The sequence below is a fragment of the Aeromonas ichthyocola genome (assembly GCF_046087985.1).
Taxonomy (GTDB): Bacteria; Pseudomonadota; Gammaproteobacteria; order Enterobacterales; family Aeromonadaceae; genus Aeromonas; species Aeromonas rivipollensis.
The window spans coordinates 414,080-430,529 of sequence record NZ_JBJSWH010000003.1 but is presented as its reverse complement, the minus strand read 5'-3'; the positions used below and the strand labels follow the sequence as shown (position 1 = coordinate 430,529).

Annotated in this window: 17 protein-coding genes and 3 pseudogenes; 10 read left to right on the top strand and 10 right to left on the bottom strand. The window is 64.1% G+C overall.

The features are described from left to right. Window positions 1–112 precede the first annotated feature (112 nt). From ACF2JD_RS10875 to ACF2JD_RS10865, 3 genes are all read right to left on the bottom strand, one after another. Window positions 113–517, bottom strand: coding sequence for a MaoC family dehydratase (locus ACF2JD_RS10875; RefSeq protein ID WP_139745378.1), 405 nt, complete (start codon window positions 515–517; stop codon window positions 113–115). Further along, window positions 514–2,298 carry a class I poly(R)-hydroxyalkanoic acid synthase gene (locus tag ACF2JD_RS10870; protein ID WP_440987400.1) on the bottom strand — a complete coding sequence of 595 codons (1,785 nt, stop codon included), beginning with the start codon at window positions 2,296–2,298 and terminating at the stop codon, window positions 514–516. The genes ACF2JD_RS10875 and ACF2JD_RS10870 overlap by 4 nt, the downstream gene beginning before the upstream one ends. 92 nt (window positions 2,299–2,390) lie before the next feature. Continuing rightward, complete coding sequence (locus tag ACF2JD_RS10865) at window positions 2,391–2,741, bottom strand: phasin family protein (RefSeq protein WP_440987520.1); 351 nt, start codon at window positions 2,739–2,741, stop codon at window positions 2,391–2,393. 303 nt (window positions 2,742–3,044) lie between these two features. On the opposite strand from ACF2JD_RS10865, the gene ACF2JD_RS10860 reads away from it, so the two are divergent. The 3 genes from ACF2JD_RS10860 to pdxY all read left to right on the top strand — a co-directional run bounded on the left by ACF2JD_RS10860 (window position 3,045) and on the right by pdxY (window position 5,653). After that, a complete protein-coding gene (locus ACF2JD_RS10860; protein ID WP_234690855.1) occupies window positions 3,045–3,608 on the top strand; it encodes a VC2662 family protein in 564 nt (187 codons plus the stop codon). A gap of 78 nt (window positions 3,609–3,686) precedes the next feature. After that, complete coding sequence (locus ACF2JD_RS10855) at window positions 3,687–4,442, top strand: DUF429 domain-containing protein (RefSeq protein ID WP_440987399.1); 756 nt, start codon at window positions 3,687–3,689, stop codon at window positions 4,440–4,442. 335 nt (window positions 4,443–4,777) lie between these two features. Then, window positions 4,778–5,653, top strand: coding sequence for a pyridoxal kinase PdxY (gene pdxY / locus ACF2JD_RS10850; protein ID WP_234690853.1), 876 nt, complete (start codon window positions 4,778–4,780; stop codon window positions 5,651–5,653). Between the two features lie 4 nt (window positions 5,654–5,657). On the opposite strand, the pseudogene ACF2JD_RS10845 reads toward pdxY, so the two are convergent. From ACF2JD_RS10845 to ACF2JD_RS10825, 5 genes and pseudogenes are all read right to left on the bottom strand, one after another. After that, window positions 5,658–5,844, bottom strand: a pseudogene (locus ACF2JD_RS10845) (hypothetical protein); the annotation flags it as partial. Window positions 5,845–5,900: 56 nt separating this feature from the next. Further along, window positions 5,901–6,825: pseudogene (locus tag ACF2JD_RS10840) on the bottom strand (iron-containing alcohol dehydrogenase). 141 nt (window positions 6,826–6,966) lie between these two features. Continuing rightward, window positions 6,967–7,509 (bottom strand): annotated as a pseudogene (locus ACF2JD_RS10835) (N-acetyltransferase family protein). A gap of 115 nt (window positions 7,510–7,624) precedes the next feature. Next, window positions 7,625–8,017: an NUDIX hydrolase gene (locus ACF2JD_RS10830; RefSeq protein WP_408863677.1), complete on the bottom strand. Its 393-nt coding sequence runs from the start codon at window positions 8,015–8,017 to the stop codon at window positions 7,625–7,627. After that, on the bottom strand, window positions 8,014–8,586 hold the full coding sequence (locus tag ACF2JD_RS10825; RefSeq protein WP_408863676.1) for a class IV adenylate cyclase: 573 nt from the start codon (window positions 8,584–8,586) through the stop codon (window positions 8,014–8,016). The genes ACF2JD_RS10830 and ACF2JD_RS10825 overlap by 4 nt, the downstream gene beginning before the upstream one ends. 270 nt (window positions 8,587–8,856) lie before the next feature. On the opposite strand from ACF2JD_RS10825, the gene ACF2JD_RS10820 reads away from it, so the two are divergent. From ACF2JD_RS10820 to ACF2JD_RS10805, 4 genes are all read left to right on the top strand, one after another. After that, window positions 8,857–9,702: a DUF5718 family protein gene (locus ACF2JD_RS10820; protein WP_440987398.1), complete on the top strand. Its 846-nt coding sequence runs from the start codon at window positions 8,857–8,859 to the stop codon at window positions 9,700–9,702. A gap of 134 nt (window positions 9,703–9,836) precedes the next feature. Further along, window positions 9,837–10,169 (top strand): YnfA family protein, encoded by a 333-nt coding sequence (locus ACF2JD_RS10815; RefSeq protein WP_440987397.1) that lies wholly within the window; start codon window positions 9,837–9,839, stop codon window positions 10,167–10,169. A 35-nt stretch (window positions 10,170–10,204) separates the two neighbouring features. Next, window positions 10,205–10,666 (top strand): GNAT family N-acetyltransferase, encoded by a 462-nt coding sequence (locus tag ACF2JD_RS10810; protein WP_440987396.1) that lies wholly within the window; start codon window positions 10,205–10,207, stop codon window positions 10,664–10,666. A gap of 58 nt (window positions 10,667–10,724) precedes the next feature. Beyond that, window positions 10,725–11,165 carry an acetyltransferase gene (locus tag ACF2JD_RS10805; RefSeq protein WP_440987395.1) on the top strand — a complete coding sequence of 147 codons (441 nt, stop codon included), beginning with the start codon at window positions 10,725–10,727 and terminating at the stop codon, window positions 11,163–11,165. Window positions 11,166–11,238: 73 nt separating this feature from the next. On the opposite strand, the gene ACF2JD_RS10800 is transcribed toward ACF2JD_RS10805, so the two are convergent. Together ACF2JD_RS10800 and ACF2JD_RS10795 are read right to left on the bottom strand one after the other, a co-directional pair. After that, the gene (locus ACF2JD_RS10800; RefSeq protein ID WP_440987394.1) at window positions 11,239–12,633 is read right to left on the bottom strand and encodes a DEAD/DEAH box helicase; all 1,395 of its coding nucleotides are present in this window, start codon (window positions 12,631–12,633) and stop codon (window positions 11,239–11,241) included. Window positions 12,634–12,910: 277 nt separating this feature from the next. Beyond that, window positions 12,911–13,387 carry a glutathione peroxidase gene (locus ACF2JD_RS10795; RefSeq protein ID WP_440987393.1) on the bottom strand — a complete coding sequence of 159 codons (477 nt, stop codon included), beginning with the start codon at window positions 13,385–13,387 and terminating at the stop codon, window positions 12,911–12,913. Window positions 13,388–13,596: 209 nt separating this feature from the next. On the opposite strand from ACF2JD_RS10795, the gene ACF2JD_RS10790 reads away from it, so the two are divergent. From ACF2JD_RS10790 to ACF2JD_RS10780, 3 genes are all read left to right on the top strand, one after another. Next, window positions 13,597–14,205 carry a 2OG-Fe(II) oxygenase gene (locus ACF2JD_RS10790; RefSeq protein WP_213345061.1) on the top strand — a complete coding sequence of 203 codons (609 nt, stop codon included), beginning with the start codon at window positions 13,597–13,599 and terminating at the stop codon, window positions 14,203–14,205. Window positions 14,206–14,417: 212 nt separating this feature from the next. Continuing rightward, window positions 14,418–15,464 (top strand): D-alanine--D-alanine ligase, encoded by a 1,047-nt coding sequence (locus ACF2JD_RS10785; protein WP_440987392.1) that lies wholly within the window; start codon window positions 14,418–14,420, stop codon window positions 15,462–15,464. A 142-nt stretch (window positions 15,465–15,606) separates the two neighbouring features. Then, the gene (locus tag ACF2JD_RS10780; RefSeq protein WP_394293646.1) at window positions 15,607–16,386 is read left to right on the top strand and encodes a tRNA-uridine aminocarboxypropyltransferase; all 780 of its coding nucleotides are present in this window, start codon (window positions 15,607–15,609) and stop codon (window positions 16,384–16,386) included. Window positions 16,387–16,450 lie beyond the last annotated feature (64 nt).

Here is a 16,450-nt window from a genome sequence, read left to right as displayed (position 1 = left end):
GGGCAGGGAAAGGGCCTGGGCCGAATTGCCCCGAAAAAGGGGGCAAGGGGAGCGGGAGAGAACAATCAGCCCGGCAGGGGCCGGGCTGATTGTGTCTACATGCGGCCGGTGCTCAAGGCAGCTTGACCACGGCTTCTCCCGTCACGGCGAGGGCGCCGCCTTGGGTGAAGATGCGGGTGGTCAGGGTGGCGATGGGTTTGTCCTCGCGAAGGGCGGTTACCTCCACCTCGGCCGTCACCTCGTCCCCGACAAAGACCGGCAGCTTGAAGCTGAGGCTTTGACCCAGATAGATGCTCCCCTTGCCCGGCAACTGCTGGCCCAGCAGCCCGGAGAAGAGGCTGGCGAGCAGCATGCCGTGGACTATGGGCCGCTCGAACGCCGTGGTGGCGGCGAAGGCCGGGTCCAGGTGCAGGGGGTTGAAGTCCTCCGAGAGCGCGGCGAAGGCGGCCACCTCCGCCGCCCCGAACCGCTTGCTGAGACGGGCCTTCTGGCCCACTTCAAGAGGCAGTGCACTCATGCGGCGTCCTCCTCTGTGGCGCTGGCAAACACGGGGTTGAGCCGCACCTTGACATAGTGGCCGGGGGCGGGGGCCAGCCCCTCCTCGGGCACCCGCGCGGGGACGGGATCCGACCCTTCGTCACGGCTCTGGATAAAGCCCATCATCTCGGGCCACCAGGAGCCGCCCTGGTGCGTCGCCCCTGCCAGCCAGCTCTCCTGGCTCTCGGCCTCGGCCCCGTTGTGCCAGAAGCCGTACTTGTTGGCGGCCGGTGGGTTGATGATGCCGGCGATGTGGCCGGACTCTGCCAGGAGGAAGCGCTGCTCCCCGCCAAACAGCTTCATGCCCTGCCAGGTGCCCTGCCAGAGGGCGATGTGATCGTCCACCGCCGACACCAGCAGCACAGGGGTCTTCACCTTGCCAAGATCGATGCGGGTGTTGCGGATCTTGAGCTCCCCCTTCACCAGCTGGTTCTCCAGGTAGAGACGGCGCAGCAGGCTGTTGTGGGTCTTGCCCGCCACATTGGTGCTGTCGCTGTTCCAGTGCAGCAAATCGAAGGCCACCGGGCTCTGGCCCTTGAGGTAGCTGTCGATGTAGTAGTTCCAGTAGAGGCTGTTCTCTCGCAGCAGGCTGAAGGAGACAGCCAGCTGGCGCCCGTCCATGATGCCCTTGGCCTCATTTTGCGCCTCGAGCGCCGCTATGATGGGCTCGTGGATGAAGATGCCAAGCTCCCCTGGCTGGGAGAAGTCCAGCAATGTGGTGAACAGGGTGGCGGTGCGCACCCGCTGCTTCTGGCGCCGCGCCGCCAGCCAGCCCATGGCGAGCGACAGTGTGGTGCCACCGATGCAGTAGCCGATGCCGTGCACCTCCCGCTCGCCGGTGGCCGCCTCCACGCCGTCCAGGGCGGCGATGACCCCGTCCACCACGTAGTCGTCGAGATCGATTTGGGCCTGGGCCACGCCCGGGTTGCGCCAGGAGATCATGAACACCGTCTGGCCCTGGGCGACCAGCCAGGCGACCAGGGAGTTCTGGGGCCGCATGTCCATGATGTAGTACTTGTTGATGAAGGGGGGCACGATCAGCACAGGTGTCTTGCCCACCGTCTCGGTAGTCGGGCTGTACTGGATCAGCTCATAGAGCTCGGTGCGCTGCACCACCCGGCCCGGGGTCAGGGCCAGATCCCGGCCGAGCTCGAAGGCGGACTCGTCGGTCAGGCGGATGTTGAGCTGATCGGCGCTGCGCTCCAGATCCTCGGCCAAGAGGGCCAGTCCGCGCACCAGGTTCTGGCCGTCGGACTCCAGGGTCAGCTTGAGCAGCTCCGGGTTGGTGGCCAGGAAGTTGCTGGGGGCCATGGCGTTGACGTACTGGCGGGTGAAGAAACGCAGCCGCTCCCGGCTCTTCTGGGGGACGCCCTCCAGGGCATCCACCGAGGCCAGCAGGTGCCTGGCGGTGAGCAGGTAGGACTGCTTGAGGTAGTCATAGATGGGTTGTTCGCTCCAGGCCTCGGCCTTGAAGCGGCGATCGCCGCGCTCCGGGGTGATCACCGGCTCGCTCGGCTGGCCTGCGCTTTTGAGCAGGGTGTGCTGCATCAGCTTGAGCTGATCCTGCCACCAGTTCATCTGGGCCTGGATCAGTTGCCAGGGTTGCTGGCTGCCCTGCTCCAGCACCTGGCCCAGATCGTCCAGATTGGTCTGCAGCAGCGCCTGGGCGGTGCGCTCTGTCTGGGCCTTGGCCATGGCCAGCAGCTTGTCATTGTAGTGGGCCAGGGCCTCGAACAGCGGGCCATAAGATGGTTGGCTCATGTGCTCTCCTTCACCCACACCCGAGGCGGGAACTAGCCCGTACCGTCGCGTCGTGGGGAGATGTGGCTGCCCGAACGGGCAGCCAGGGGTTATCAGGCCTTGCCCGTGCTCTTCTTGATGCCGTCCGCGGTCAGGACATCCAGCTCTTCCTTGAACTGCTGGCCGAGGGCGCTCAGCTTCTGGATGTCCTCCAGCATCTGGCGGGAGAGCTGGCTGGCGGTTTCCAGTTGCACCGTGCCCAGGGCCGCCAGGCTCTGGGTGTCCTGCACCTTGCTCACGGCCTGCAACTGGTTGAGGCCCAGTTCGGCGTAGGCGTTGGCGGAGGCCAGCTGCAACCGGGTCAGCTGTTCGATGTTGCTGGCCAGCAGCTGGTTGTAGCGGGTGAGGGGGGCGGCGAAGCCTTGCATCTGCTCGGTAAAGCTCTTGATCACGTCCATATTCATCATCGGTCTCCAGTTCGGCAGAACAGTGTTGTTGTGGGCCAATCGGCCCTTCTTACGGGTACTGCATGTCATCCCTGTTTACGTGTTGCTTGCTCTGTTCAAACACACGTTTGAGCATTCTGCAACCAAATGCGGTTTGGTGTAAATGACATAAATGTTAATTTCTGTTTGAATTTTTTTGTCAGCGACCCCCGTCGGGGGAGAGGGTCAGACGAGAGGTGACGCACTGGGTCCGGCGCGCCCTCGCCGCACCGGCGCCGCGCTGATAGGCTGGCACGTCATTCAGACTGCCAAGGAATCCCGATGAAACCTCTCGCCCTGCTGCTCGGTTGCTCCGCGCTGGCCCTCGCCGGCGTGGCCCAGGCCAGCACCCCGGTCCAGATCTCCCTGCCCGGCATCAACCTGCCTTCCTCCCATCAGGTGGAAGGGGCGCGCGCCTCCTTCCTGTATGGCCGCACCGGTCAGGTGAAGGGCATAGATCTGCCGGTGTTCGCCCTCTCCGATGTGGATCAGTTCACCGGTCTGCAGCTGGGCATCTTCTTCGGCGCCGCCCGGGTGCGCCATCAGTTCGGCGGGGTCGCCATCAACGCCGTCAACTGGCACGAGGGGCAGGACACCGGGGTCAACCTGGGTTTCGTCAACCTGACCAACAACGTGCAGGGGCTTAACTGGGGGGCGGTCAACATCGCCAAGGGCAACGCCCTGGCCAACCTCGGCTTCGTCAACTATGCCGAGCGCACCACCTTCCAGCTTGGCTTCATCAATGCCACCAAGCACCTCGATGGCCTGCAGATAGGGCTCGCCAACTACGCCGAGAACGGCATCTTCCCCATACTGCCGCTGATCAACTTCAAGAAATCCTTCTAGGAAGGGCGCCCGGCCTTGCTTTAGGGGGCGCAGCCATTACCCTGTGCTCCATCAATAGTGCGCAGAGGTGACAGGGGCATGACAACGGAACATTTGGATGCCATCGGCATCGGTTGGGATGTGAGGGGCTGGCAGGGCAATGCCCAGGCGGTGGCCGTGGTGGGCTGGCAGGCCCGCACGCAGCAGTTGCACTGGCTCGGGGTCTCCCCCCTGTTCAGGTTGAGCTCCCGGGTGGCGCCGGATCTGGACGCCTTGCTGCGCCCGGCGCTGCAAGACGAGATGGCGCTGATGCAGGTGCTGGCCTGCCCGCGACTGGCGCTCGGCATCGATGCCCCGCTGGCCTTTCCCCGTGCCCTCGGCGATCTGCTGGCGGGGAGGGGAGTCGAGTGCGCCGTGCCCCAGCGGGAGATAGATAACCCCTATGCCTATCGGGACTGCGAGCGCTGGCTGCATCAGCAATACGGCAAGAAGCCGTTGTCGGCCACCTTCGACAGGCTAGGCAACAACGCCACCCTGGCGCTCTCCATCTTGCCGCGTCTCGGGGATCTGCAGCTTGTGCCCAGGCTGGAGCCCCACGCCGATCGCGCCGTGCTGGAGGTCTATCCGGCTCTTGCCAAGGTAGCAGGCAAGGCCTCACCGGCCAGGGCGGAGATAGTAGCCTTCTTGCCAGCTGATGTGGTGGCCGGGACGGATCGTTACGACGCCGCCCTCTGCGCCCTGATGGCGCTGCAATACGCAGCCGGAGGGGCCGTCGCCTCCCTGCCGGCACTTGTCTCTGCGCCCTCCGATTTCCCCCTGGACGAAGGCTGGGTCTATCACTTCGTCAGGCCTTAAGCCTTAAGTACAAAGCCCGGGGCGTCGGCCCCGGCTTGCCTGCCGTCGCGCCTCGCAGTTCTTCCTCGACGCTTCCTCCTGCCATCCGCCACCTTGTATTAAAAATGCTCTCATATGCCATCAAACAGGAGTGTGGAGAGCCCATATCACACCGACGAAACAGAGGTGGTCTTGGCTTGCCTGGTTGAGCAGACGTGGGGGGAAGTTGGTGTAACACTCCATTGAATGGGCTTTTTGCCGCATAAATGGCGAGGGTTGCCGGGAATCGCTGGCAGAGCCCGCTCTGCATCCGATATATTGCCCGCTTTCCTCATGCTTCTTCAGTGGTGGTGTCGATGAAACGCATTCTCTCTATCCAGTCCCACGTGGTATTTGGCTGTGCCGGCAACAGCGCCGCCGTCTTCCCCATGCGCCGTCTCGGCATGGAGGTGTGGCCCGTCAATACGGTGCAGTTTTCCAATCACACCCAGTACGCGGCGGGATGGCAGGGAATGGCGATGCCTGCCGGTCATATCAGTGCTCTCTGTCAGGGGCTGATGGATATCGAGGTGCTGGGGCGCTGCGATGCGGTGCTGAGCGGCTACCTGGGATCGGCGGAGCAGGGGAACGAGATCCTGGCGGTGGTCGCGGCCGTCAAGGCGGCCAATCCGGCGGCCATCTATTTTTGCGATCCCGTCATGGGCCACCCGGAGAAGGGGTGCATAGTCGCCCCCGGCGTGACCCGCTTCCTCACCGAGCAGGCGCTGCCGGTGGCGGACATCATGGCCCCCAACCTGCTGGAGCTGGAGACCCTGTGCGGCGTCCATCTGACGACCCTGGCCCAGACTCGCGCAGCCGCTCACCAGCTGCTGGAAAGCGGCGTCAAGATGGTGCTGGTCAAGCACCTGGGGCGCGCCGCCAGTGATCCAGGCCGTTTCGAGATGCTGCTGGCCACCCCGCAGGGGGATTATCTCATCGCGCGGCCGCTCTACCCGTTTGCCCGCCAGCCGGTGGGGGTGGGGGATCTCATCAGCGCCCTGATGCTGGCCAACCTGCAGGCCGGATTTGATGCGGTGGCCGCCTTCGAGCGCACCAACGCCGCTGTCGATGAAGTGCTGCGCCAGACCTGGCAGGCGGATGCCTACGAGTTGCAGCTGATCGCGGCCCAGGCCGACTTCGCCGAGCCGCGGATCGCACACAGGGCCGAGCGCCTGGCAGGCGAGGTGGCGTGATGCCTCAACCCTGATCGGCCAAGTTCATCCTGGGCTGATCAAGGATGTACGGCCTGAAAATGCTCCACTGCTGGTACTGTACGGCCTGAAAATGCTCCACAGTGGGCGAAGGGGTCGTAGAAGTGATGGAGCAGCGCCTTCCACTCCTGGTACCGGGGGGAGCCGCTCCTTGTCCCAAAGCCCTGGTCGTGACAAGGCCAGCCGCTGGGGCCGGCCTTGTCGCTGTGATCCTTTGCCTGAGTGCCGATCAGGCGCGTGGGTGGCGGGCCCGGTAGCGCTCGGCCATGGCATTGGCCGCGATCATGGCGTGGTAGACATCCTGCTCGCTGACGCTCATCGGCATGTTGCCCATGGTATCGAGGGGATCGCAGGCAAGTTTGGCCACCTGGCGCCACTCGCTCTCCACGAAACGGCTCAGCCCCATCTCCTGCAGGGTCATGGCCGGCGTGGATGATGCGCATCACTTCGTCCAGCTCGGCCTGGGGCGCGCGCTCGAGTACCAGCTGGGTGAGCAGGCCGAACACCACCTTCTCGCCGTGCTGGGCCCGGTGCAGATCCGCCACCACCGACATGCCGTTGTTGACCGCATGGGCTGCCGCAGGGCCGCCCCGCTGCGCCCACGCCGCTCGAATGCCTGCTGCTCCAGCGCCGGGGTGGTGAAGGTGGCGGCAGCCTGATGTTCTCCCCCAGCAGCTCGATGCGGGAGGGGCGCTTGCCCACCAGGATGCCGTCCGCCCGGTAACAGGCGCGGGCGACTTCCATGATGGCGGTGTCGGCGATCATCCGGGTTCTGGGGCATGGCTCCTTTGTAGATCCGTCTCTGGAGGCGATGGTGGGAAGGGGGCGGCGCAGGTAAAAGGCCACCGCCTTGGCGACATCCAGGGTCTTGCCGCCGCCGATGCCGACGATGACGTCGCCTGTTGTTCGCCAGATCGCACGGCGGCGGATCTCGATGTCGGTGCATTCGTAGTTGAACTTCTCGACCGCCCCCTTCAGACCTGCCTGCAGCAGGCCGGCCAGCGCCTCCTCCGCACTCGCTCCAGAATGAACTCGTCGCTGACGAGCAGGGCGTTGTCGCCGAAATCTTTTACGTGATCATGGAGTTGGGGCAGCAGATCGTGGCCGATGATGAACTTCTTGGGGGAGGTGACGGTACGAGGCAGGATAGGCATGCAGTATTCCTCAAGGTAGTGAGCAGTATCCGTTTGGTATGCAAACGGGTCTTTCCGCCGCGCGTACGCCTCGTCTAGGGTGAGGTGAAGGAACAATCATATGCAAATGGGGCTATAGCAGACTCAAAATTAATCTTGATGCTACTTTGATTGTTTCCCTGAACGCTTGAGGGGTAAGGGAACGCGCCCTCCATGGGGAGGGCGCACTGTTGCAAGGGTGCCATCGGCGTTGCGTGCAAAGCTCGGGATCTGGCCCGCCTCCTGATAGCCGAGCTGGCGATAAAGGTGGGAGGCCACATCGCCGGCGCGAGTATCGAGCACCAGCAGGCTGCGGCCGCGGCATGGGCGCCTTGTTCCATTGCCTGCATCAGCGCACGACCGACACCTTTGCCTCTCGCCGTTTGCAGTACCATCAATTTTTCCACTTCGGCCCGGTGACGACCATTGGCCTTGCCACAGAGCGCGAGCTGAATTGCACCGACTATCTGTTGCTGCTCAAGGGCCACCCACAGCCGGCGACTGCCCGCGGCCAGCTCCGCTCTCTATGCCCTGCCAGTAGCGAGCCCCTGCTCTTCGGTCAGCGGTGGTAAAGCCCACCGACGCGCCGCTGGCGACGCTGTCTTGCAGCAGGGTGATCAACGCAGGCTTGATGCCTCTGCTGCTATCGACCTCAAGGATCTCCATTGAAACTCCTCTTCTTGTATCCAATTGCCAATCCATTCGGGATTAACGGTTCAATCTTGCTCTGTCAGCCAGTCTCACTGCGGCGGGGCTGGAAGCCTGCCCACGAGCCAGTTTTCTAGCGGATCAGCCCCTGCTCAGCCAGCCACTGGAACAGCAGGCGGGAGACAGGGGAGACCTCGTTCAGATGGCGGCTGTCCAGCCAGCGCAGCTCGGCGATCTCCGCCGAGGCGGTGGGGCTGCCGTCAGCCTCCCCTGTGTAGCAGCGCAGCCTGACTTCTACCCCTTGCGGCTTGCCGTCGGCCTGGGCGCTGAACTCGCAGGCGAGGCGCAGGGTCTCGGGCTTGAGACTGACCGCCAGCTCTTCCGCTATCTCCCGCACCAGGGCTGCCTCGTCGCTCTCCCCCGGCTCACGCTTGCCGCCGGGGATGTAGTAGAGGTCCTTGCCGTGGGAGCGGGCACAGAGCAGTTGCCCCTCCTTGAAGGTGAGCCAGGCGAGTTTGTCGATCATGGGGCTGATTCCTCTTGTCGAAGGTGGGCTGACTGCTCGCACAGGGTGCGATAGGAGCGGGCTTCCCGCATCTCGGGGCAGAGCCCCAGCCGGGCGGCCAGCGCCAGCAACTGCTCCCGGTAAACGGGCAGCGCGGCCTCCTCGTCGGTCATGATGGCGAGCTCGGCAAAATCCCCTATCCCGGCCAGGCTGTCCAGGGTCAGGTGGAAGGGGCCAAGAAAGTAGATGCTGCGGCGTTTGTCGATGGTCAGCACCTGCTGGTAGCCCAGGGTGCGCACCATGCTGATGGCCTTGTCCGCATCCGTGATGTTGACCGCCTCGCAGCGATCGGGCCCGGGACCCTTGACTATCCAGAGCCGGATGCCGGAGGGCGCCATGGTGCGGATCACCAGGCTCTTCTGCTCCCTCGCCAGGGCGCGGTCCGCCGTGTCGAAGTAGCAGTCCTGCTCATGATTGTCCGCCACCATCAGCTCGGGGCCGAGGGCCTCGAGGGCACGCAGGAAGGCCGCGCTATCCGTCAGGCGGTATTTGAACTCCACCTCGAAGCGACCCTGAAAATGTGTGGTCATGGCTCGGCACCGGCACCCAAACGGAAAATGAATGGGGCAGACTAGCAAAAGCGCGGGGCTCGCCCAAGCACCGGGATCACAGCTTGGCGCTGACTGCTCTCTTTATGACCATATGGTGAGGGAAAATCCGCCCTGGTGCACAGCTTGTGGCGGGGCGACTGGGCGCCGTCAGGGGGCTGTGCTCTAATAAGCTCCCTCTTTGGCGGTAGCCCTGCCGCCTTGAACATAGACAACGAGGCGGCGGCCCGGGCCGCGCCAATGGAGCCACAGATGCAGATCACTGAATTGAACCGCTTTATCGGATTGGGGGTGGCGGGCAACTTCGCCGGCCATCTGGAGCAGGCCGGCGAGGCGGCGGACTTCGTCGCCGTCAAGGTCGCGGACAAGGTTGCCCCCAAGGCGCTGTTCCCCTTCTATGTGCCAGGCCATCCGGGCCAGCTCGGCGTCTTCCCATTGAGCGGCGAGGCCATCTTCCTGCCCGAGGCGGCGGTGAGCGGCGACGAGAAGGTGCAAATCGAACCCGAAGTGGCGCTCTGGTGCGAGCTGGCGTACGACGGGGAGCAGGTGGTGGCCATACATCCCAAGGCGTTTGGCGCCTACAACGACTGCTCCATCCGCCGTCCCAACGCCAGAAAGATCAGCGAGAAGAAGAACTGGGGGGAGGAGAGCAAGGGGCTGGCGGCCACTCTGCTGCCCCTCGGCCATTTTGCCCCGGGTTGCGAGCTCGACGACTATCGCATCGCCTGCTATCTGGAGCGCGATGGCGAGCTGCACCCCTATGGGGTTGACAGCGCGGCGGTGGATTACAGCTACTTCCATCAGCAGCTGCTCGACTGGGCCATCGACAAGTTCAACCATCAGCAGGATGAAGGCCCGGCCGAGCATATCCAGGGGCTGCTGGCCCAGGCGGGGCGTCCGGCCCACGCCCTCATCAGCATAGGCGCCACCCGCTACACCCCCTTCGGCGAGACTCATTTCCTCGCGCCCGGCGACACCGCCTGCGTGGTGGTCTACCCGGCCAGCCGCTACGGCGAAGCGGATATTCGCGAGGCCATCCGCAGCCGAACCTTTGGCCCGGATGTCTCTGCCCTGCTCCAGGCAGTCAGGGTCCGTTGACCCCTTCCTTCCCCCACGCCCGTGGGGGAAGGTTTGCCCTCCCTTCCTCCTGGCCTGCGCCGCCGCCGTGCTTACATAACCCAATGCGTTGTTTTAACATTCAGCTCTTGTTACACCCTTGCTAGAGACCCATGATGCTGGAGTTCAAAACGATCGGGCTGTTTCTGATCACCGCGCTGGCCGAGATCGTCGGCTGCTATCTGCCCTACCTGTGGCTGACCCAGGGGCGGAGCGCCTGGTTGCTGCTGCCGGCGGGCCTGAGTCTCGCCCTCTTTGCCTGGCTGCTCTCCCTGCATCCGACCGCCGCCGGCCGTGTCTATGCCGCCTATGGGGGCGTCTATATCTTCGTGGCCATCCTCTGGCTCTGGGCGGTGGATGGCATCAGACCCACTGTGTGGGACTGGGTCGGTTCAGGGGTCGCCCTGACGGGCATGACCATCATCATGTTTGCCCCCAGATCCGCATAGGGCGCCGGGGAGCACAGAAGATCAGGAGGGTTGCCATGGTGGTGATCAGAGAGTGCAGGGAGCAGGATCTGGCGGGCCTGCTCAGTCTTTACGCCGAGCTCAGGCCCAATGATCCCGTGCTGGCGCCGTCGGTGGCGAGGGAGGCGCTGAGGCGACTGCTGGCCGAGCCCGAAGTACGACTCCTGGTGGCCGAGGTGGAGGGCCAGCTGGCCGCCACCTGCCAGCTCGGGGTGATCCCGACCCTGACCAACGGCGGCAGGCCGTTCGGCATCATAGAACACGTGGTGACGGCCTCTGCGTTTCGGCGACAGGGCCTGAGCCAGCAGCTATTGGCACAGGCCCTGACCCTGGCCTGGGAGCTGGATTGCTACAAGGTGATGCTGCTGTCGGGGGAGGGGCGCGAAGGGGCCCATCGCCTGTACGAAAAGCTGGGCTTCAAGGCCGGCATAGAGAAGGGCTTTGTCATCAAGCAGGCCGAGGCCAGGGCAACTCCCTGACGGCGCCCGGCCCCTGGGCCCGGCATTGGTCCTTTCACCACAGATTGAGTCATGAATCATGAAGATTGAACAAGCGGACGCCGGGGATTACCGGACACTGATCACCCTCTGGGAAGCCTCGGTGCGCGCCACCCATCACTTCCTGCAAGAGGCGGACATCACCGCCCTCAAGCCCCTGATCCTGGAGCACTATTTTGCGGCCGTGGATCTGGTCTGCGCCAGGGGAGAAGAGGGGGAGATAGCCGGTTTCTGCGGTGTACACGATGGCAACATCGAGATGCTCTTCATCGCCCCCGAGGCGAGAGGACGCGGGGTCGGCCGCCTGCTGGTGGCCCACGCCATCCAGCGGCAAGGGGCGAGAAGGGTGGACGTAAACGAGCAGAATGCCCAGGCCCTCGGCTTCTATCAGCACCTGGGTTTCGGGGTGACGGGGCGCTCTCCCCTGGATGGCCAGGGCAAGCCCTATCCCCTGCTGCACATGGCCCTGGCCGCCGAGTAGGGGCGACAGAGCATAAAAAAAACCGCCCTCGTGAAGTGGGCGGTTTTTTGTGTCAGGTCGGCAACAGCTTGCCTTACTCCTCGCTGGAGTTGTCCTGATAGTCATCGCGCTGGGCCTTGGGCAGGCGGCGCATGGGGGTGAAGCCGATGTCTTCCCCCACGACCTCACGCTTGCGGGCCGGAGCCGGCTTCTTGGGGCCGTCCCCTTTGGCCTTGCCTTTGGCCCCGTCAGGCTTGCCTTTGGCATTGTTGCTCTTGGCGTTGGCATGGCCGCGGTCACGGGGTGGGTTTTGCACCGGCTTGCTGCCTGGCAGGGTCTGGCGGCTCGGCTTGCCGCTCGGCTCGTACCCTTCCAGGATCTCCACTGTCAGGGATTGGCCGATCAGGGCCTCGATATCCTTGAGCTGGCCCAGCTCGTCCTGGCTCACCAGGGAGATGGCCTCGCCGCCACGGCCGGCGCGACCGGTGCGGCCGATGCGGTGGATGTAATCCTCCGCCATCTGGGGCAGCTCGAAGTTGATCACGTGGGGCAGCTGATCGATGTCCAGGCCGCGAGCGGCGATATCGGTGGCGACCAGCACCCGCACCTTGCCCTCGCGGAAATCGGCCAGCGCCCGGTTGCGGGCACCCTGGCTCTTGTCGCCGTGAATGGCGACGGTATTGAGGCCATCTTTTTGCATCTGCTGGGCGAGGCGGTCGGCGATCTGCTTGGTACGCACGAACACCAGCACCCGCTGCCAGTTGCCACGGCCGATCATGTGGGAGAGCATCTCGCGGCGGCGTTCCCGGTCGACCTGGATGACGCGCTGGGTCACCTGATCGGCGGCAGTGTTGCTGGGATCCACCTCGATCAGGGTGGGGTCGTTGAGCAGATCATCTGCCAACGCCTTGATGTCATTCGAGAAGGTGGCGGAGAAGAGCAGGGTCTGCCGCTCGTCCGGCAGCGCCTTCATGATGCGGCGAATGTCGGTGATGAAGCCCATGTCGAGCATTCTGTCCGCTTCATCCAGCACCAGCACTTCCAGGGAGCTCAGGGTGAGCGCCCCCTGGGTCAGCAGATCCAGCAGGCGGCCCGGGGTGGCGACCAGGATGTCGACCCCGAGCTTGATGGCGTCCAGGTTCGGCTTGATGCTGACGCCGCCATAGGCGATCAGGGTGCGGAACGGCAGATGATGGGCGTACTTGATGATGCTCTCGCCCACCTGGGCGGCGAGCTCCCGGGTCGGGGTCAGCACCAGGGCGCGGACCTGACGGCGACCGCCACGGCCGTGGTTGGCCAGCAGACGGTGCAACATGGGCAGGGTGAAACCGGCGGTCTTGCCTGTGCCTGTCTGGGCGCCGCCCAGCACGTCCTGACCGGCCAGAATGGCCGGGATGGCTTGCTGCTGTATGGGGGTGGGTTGTTCGTAACCCAGCTCCTTGACGGCCCGCAAGATGTGCGGTGACAGACCCAGTTCATTGAATGACATGTTCGAGAGAAACTCCGAGCCTTGGGCTCAACGGGTGACGACAGCCTGGGCCCGTCACGACATGGAAGAAGGTGGGTAGCGGGTCAGGGCATGGCCTGATCCCTTCAGGCCCGTCCCGCGGGCGCTACGACACGAAAAAGATAATGGGCGCGTAATATAGCAGAAGTGACGCAGGCACGCAGTAACGGCGTCACGAATGAGGACCCGGAGCACAAAGGGGGCGCGCCGAGTCCGATGGAAGAGGGGCCATGGCCGTTCTTCGCCCGGGGTGCCCGGCTCACAGCAGCCCCTGGATGGCCTCCGCCAGATCCTCGGGTTTGGTCTGGGGGGCGAAGCGGTCCACCACCCGGCCATCCCGGTCGAGCAGGAACTTGGTGAAGTTCCACTTAATGGCCTCGCTCCCGAGCAGCCCGGGCTTTTGCTGCTTGAGCCAGCGATAGAAGGGGTGGGCCTGCTCGCCGTTGACCTCGCACTTGGCCATCAGGGGGAAGCTCACCGGGTAATCCAGCGAGCAGAAGCGGGCTATCTCCTCGGCATCCCCGGGCTCCTGGTGGCCGAACTGATCGCAGGGGAAGCCCAGGATCACCAGGCCCTGCTCACCAAATTGGCGATGAAGCGCCTCCAGCCCTGTGTATTGGGGGGTGAAGCCGCAGCGGCTGGCCACGTTGACTACCAGCAGGACCTTCCCTTGCAGGGCGTCACCAGGAAACTCGCTGCCATCGAGTCGTTGCAGGGGGATAGTGGGCAAGGGCATGGCGCTCTCCTGGGTCATGGATGCAGAGGGAGACCCGATTCGGGCCTTGTTTTCACGTTAGCGGGCCAGGGGCTGCGGGGCAAGGGGAAATCGGCGCCTGGGGCCGGGCCCTTATTGATGGCGGGACTTCTCAAGAGAAGCAATCCGGTTTGTGCCCAGGGGGGGAAGTCGCTACAAAGCGCACTCTCTCCACTCGCTGCGAGTCAATCTTGGACTATCAAGCCGTCATGGATGCCATTTACACCCGGGGATGGGTGATTGTGGATGATTTCTTAACCGCCTCCGAGGTGGATGCCTTGCGGGCCTGCCTGCCGGGGGAGTGGCAACCTGCGGGGATAGGGCGGGAGGGGCTGCATCAGGGCAATCCGGCGATCCGCCGTGATCAGATCCACTGGCTGGATCCCTCCCTGGGCGCCCCCGTGGCCGACTATCTGGCCCGCATGGAGTCCCTTCGTCTGGCGGCCAATCGCAACCTGATGCTGGGGCTGTTTGACTACGAGGCCCACTTCGCCCGCTACCGCAGCGGCGACTTCTATGCGACTCACCGCGACGCCTTTGCCGGGCGCTCCAACCGCCGTCTCACCTCGGTGTTCTACTTGAACAACGGCTGGCAGCCCCAGGCGGGCGGCGTGTTGCGGGTCTATGACAACGACGAACAGTTTCTGATGGATGTCTCCCCCAAGGGAGGGCGGCTGGTGCTCTTCCTGTCGGAGGAGTTTCCCCACGAGGTGCTGCCCGCGAGCGAGGAGCGCTACAGCATCGCCGGCTGGTTTCGGGTCAATGGCAATGGTGCCGGGCGGGTAGACCCCCCTCGCTGAGTCCGTTTCGTCCCGTTTTTGACACAGGCGCCTCTTTTTACGGGCCAGGATGGGGGGATGGCGGCCCCATCGGCTGACAAGGCTTCCTCTCCCTTGCTACACTGGCCGCACTTATGTTCGTATCTGGCTTCGCCCGTTGTTTGGTGCGCAGGTCGCGCAGCCGGATTTTCCCCGGCCATGACGAAGCCGCTTCTCCCAAGGGATCACATCTAATGAAGAACATGCATGTCTTGCTGCTGTGCGGCGGCGGTGGCGCCGAGCACGAAGTCTCTCTGCGCAGTGCCAATTTCCTCGAACAACAGCTCGGTCTCCTGCCTGGGGTCGAAGTGACCCGGGTCGAGATGTTCGCCGACCGCTGGCTCAGTGCCGACGGCCGCGAGTGCAAGCTGGGGCTGGACAAGCTGCTCTCCTTTGACAGCGTGGCCCGTCCGGTGGATTACGTGGTGCCCTGCATCCACGGCTATCCGGGTGAGACCGGCGATCTGCAATCCTTCCTCGAGCTGGCGGGCCTGCCCTATCTGGGGTGCGATGCCGAGGCGAGCAAGATCTGCTTCAACAAGATCAGCACCAAGCTGTGGCTCTCCGCCATCGGCATTCCCAACACCCCCTATCTGTTTTTGACCGAGCAGGGCGACGAGGCACTCGCCGAGGCGAAAGCCGCGCTGGCCAAGTGGGGCAAGGTATTTATCAAGGCCGCCTCGCAAGGGTCATCCGTGGGCTGCTACTCCGCCAGCAACGAAGCGGAGCTGCTGCAGGGGATCAAGGACGCCTTCGGTTACTCCGAGCAGGTGCTGATCGAAAAAGCGGTCAAGCCCCGCGAGCTGGAAGTGGCTGTCTACCAGTACGGTGACGAGCTGGTGGCCACCTATCCCGGGGAGATCTGCGTGCCGCAGGACAAGTTCTACACCTATGAAGAGAAGTACAGCAGCGCCAGCCACACCGAGACGGCGCTCAAGGCAGAAGGCTTGACCCAGGCTCAGTCTGACGCCATCCATGCCTACTCCCTCAAGGCCTTCCGTCAGCTGAAGTTGACCCATCTGTCGCGTATCGACTTCTTCCTGACCGAGGATGGCGAGATACTGCTGAACGAGATCAACACCTTCCCGGGCATGACCTCCATCTCCATGTTCCCGAAACTGCTGGAGCATCACGGTCACAGCTTCGCTGCCTTCCTCGAGCAGATCCTGCGCAAAGAGGCCCTGAGTCGCGGCCCCATGCAGAAGATGATAAAGAGGGGCCTGCAGGCCCCTCTGTCATAGGGGCCGCCGCGCTTATCCGGCGAGTTGCCCCGGGTGTACCCTGGTCTCACAGTGCTCCCCCTCGGGAGCCTTGCAGCCCCATGGCGCGCTCGCTACAATCTGCCCCCTTTTTCCCGCAGACCCTGTCGCCGAGCCGCGCCCCATGAAGCCCATCCCTGATCATGCCGTCAACCGCCTGCGCATCTGGCGCAAGAGCATCTCTACCCGTCCCTTTCTCGCCCGTGGCGGCAGCGTGCCCCGCTGCGAGGCCTGCCAGCTGCGTCATGCCTGGTGTGCCTGCGAGTGGCGCCCCGAGCTCAAGGCCGAGGCGGGCTTTTGCCTGTTGATGTATGACAGCGAACCCATGAAGCCCTCCAACACCGGCCGTCTCATCGCCGATGTCTTGCCCCAGACCACCTGGGCCTTTCTCTGGAAACGCACCCAGCCCCATCCCGAGCTGCTGGCCTTGCTGGCGGATCCCGCCTGGCAGCCCTATGTGGTGTTCCCCGCCTGCGAGAAGAACCCGGCCCGGGTGACCGAGCGGGTGGCCCTGGCCCCTGGCAAGAAGCCGCTCTTCATCCTGCTGGACGGCACCTGGCCCGAAGCGCGCAAGATGTTCAACATGAGCCCCTATCTGGATGGCTTCCCCGTGCTGTCGGTGCGGCCGGACGCGCTCTCCACCTATGGCATGCGGGTCGCCCACTGCGATGAGCACCTGTGCACCGCCGAGGTGGCGGCCTGCGTGCTGGAAGTAGCCGGTGAGCTGCAGGCAGGCCAGGCGTTGCAACATTGGTTCAATCTGTTCAGCAGCCGCTATATGGCGGGCAGAGTGAGTCGGGCGCCCGGCGAGGACGAGACCTCGCTGTTGCAGGCCCTGGAGGCGATCAAGGGGGAGGGCGCTGGACTGGCTGACCCTCTCCTACAGGGATCGGACGCCGCCTGAGCCACTGGGGTAGACTGATGAAAATCAGGAATCAGTTGGCTGCCATTGTTTCGTTAGCCTCATG

Excerpts from the sequence above, each read along its gene's own strand:
- ACF2JD_RS10825 (WP_408863676.1), bottom strand. The coding sequence starts at position 8,586 with ATGACCACACATTTTCAGGGTCGCTTCGAGGTGGAGTTCAAATACCGC.
- pdxY (WP_234690853.1), top strand. The coding sequence starts at position 4,778 with ATGAAACGCATTCTCTCTATCCAGTCCCACGTGGTATTTGGCTGTGCC.
- ACF2JD_RS10785 (WP_440987392.1), top strand. The coding sequence starts at position 14,418 with ATGAAGAACATGCATGTCTTGCTGCTGTGCGGCGGCGGTGGCGCCGAG.
- ACF2JD_RS10875 (WP_139745378.1), bottom strand. The coding sequence starts at position 517 with ATGAGTGCACTGCCTCTTGAAGTGGGCCAGAAGGCCCGTCTCAGCAAG.
- ACF2JD_RS10865 (WP_440987520.1), bottom strand. The coding sequence starts at position 2,741 with ATGAATATGGACGTGATCAAGAGCTTTACCGAGCAGATGCAAGGCTTC.
- ACF2JD_RS10795 (WP_440987393.1), bottom strand. The coding sequence starts at position 13,387 with ATGCCCTTGCCCACTATCCCCCTGCAACGACTCGATGGCAGCGAGTTT.
- ACF2JD_RS10815 (WP_440987397.1), top strand. The coding sequence starts at position 9,837 with ATGCTGGAGTTCAAAACGATCGGGCTGTTTCTGATCACCGCGCTGGCC.
- ACF2JD_RS10870 (WP_440987400.1), bottom strand. The coding sequence starts at position 2,298 with ATGAGCCAACCATCTTATGGCCCGCTGTTCGAGGCCCTGGCCCACTAC.
- ACF2JD_RS10800 (WP_440987394.1), bottom strand. The coding sequence starts at position 12,633 with ATGTCATTCAATGAACTGGGTCTGTCACCGCACATCTTGCGGGCCGTC.
- ACF2JD_RS10855 (WP_440987399.1), top strand. The coding sequence starts at position 3,687 with ATGACAACGGAACATTTGGATGCCATCGGCATCGGTTGGGATGTGAGG.
- ACF2JD_RS10820 (WP_440987398.1), top strand. The coding sequence starts at position 8,857 with ATGCAGATCACTGAATTGAACCGCTTTATCGGATTGGGGGTGGCGGGC.
- ACF2JD_RS10860 (WP_234690855.1), top strand. The coding sequence starts at position 3,045 with ATGAAACCTCTCGCCCTGCTGCTCGGTTGCTCCGCGCTGGCCCTCGCC.
- ACF2JD_RS10830 (WP_408863677.1), bottom strand. The coding sequence starts at position 8,017 with ATGATCGACAAACTCGCCTGGCTCACCTTCAAGGAGGGGCAACTGCTC.
- ACF2JD_RS10810 (WP_440987396.1), top strand. The coding sequence starts at position 10,205 with ATGGTGGTGATCAGAGAGTGCAGGGAGCAGGATCTGGCGGGCCTGCTC.
- ACF2JD_RS10780 (WP_394293646.1), top strand. The coding sequence starts at position 15,607 with ATGAAGCCCATCCCTGATCATGCCGTCAACCGCCTGCGCATCTGGCGC.
- ACF2JD_RS10805 (WP_440987395.1), top strand. The coding sequence starts at position 10,725 with ATGAAGATTGAACAAGCGGACGCCGGGGATTACCGGACACTGATCACC.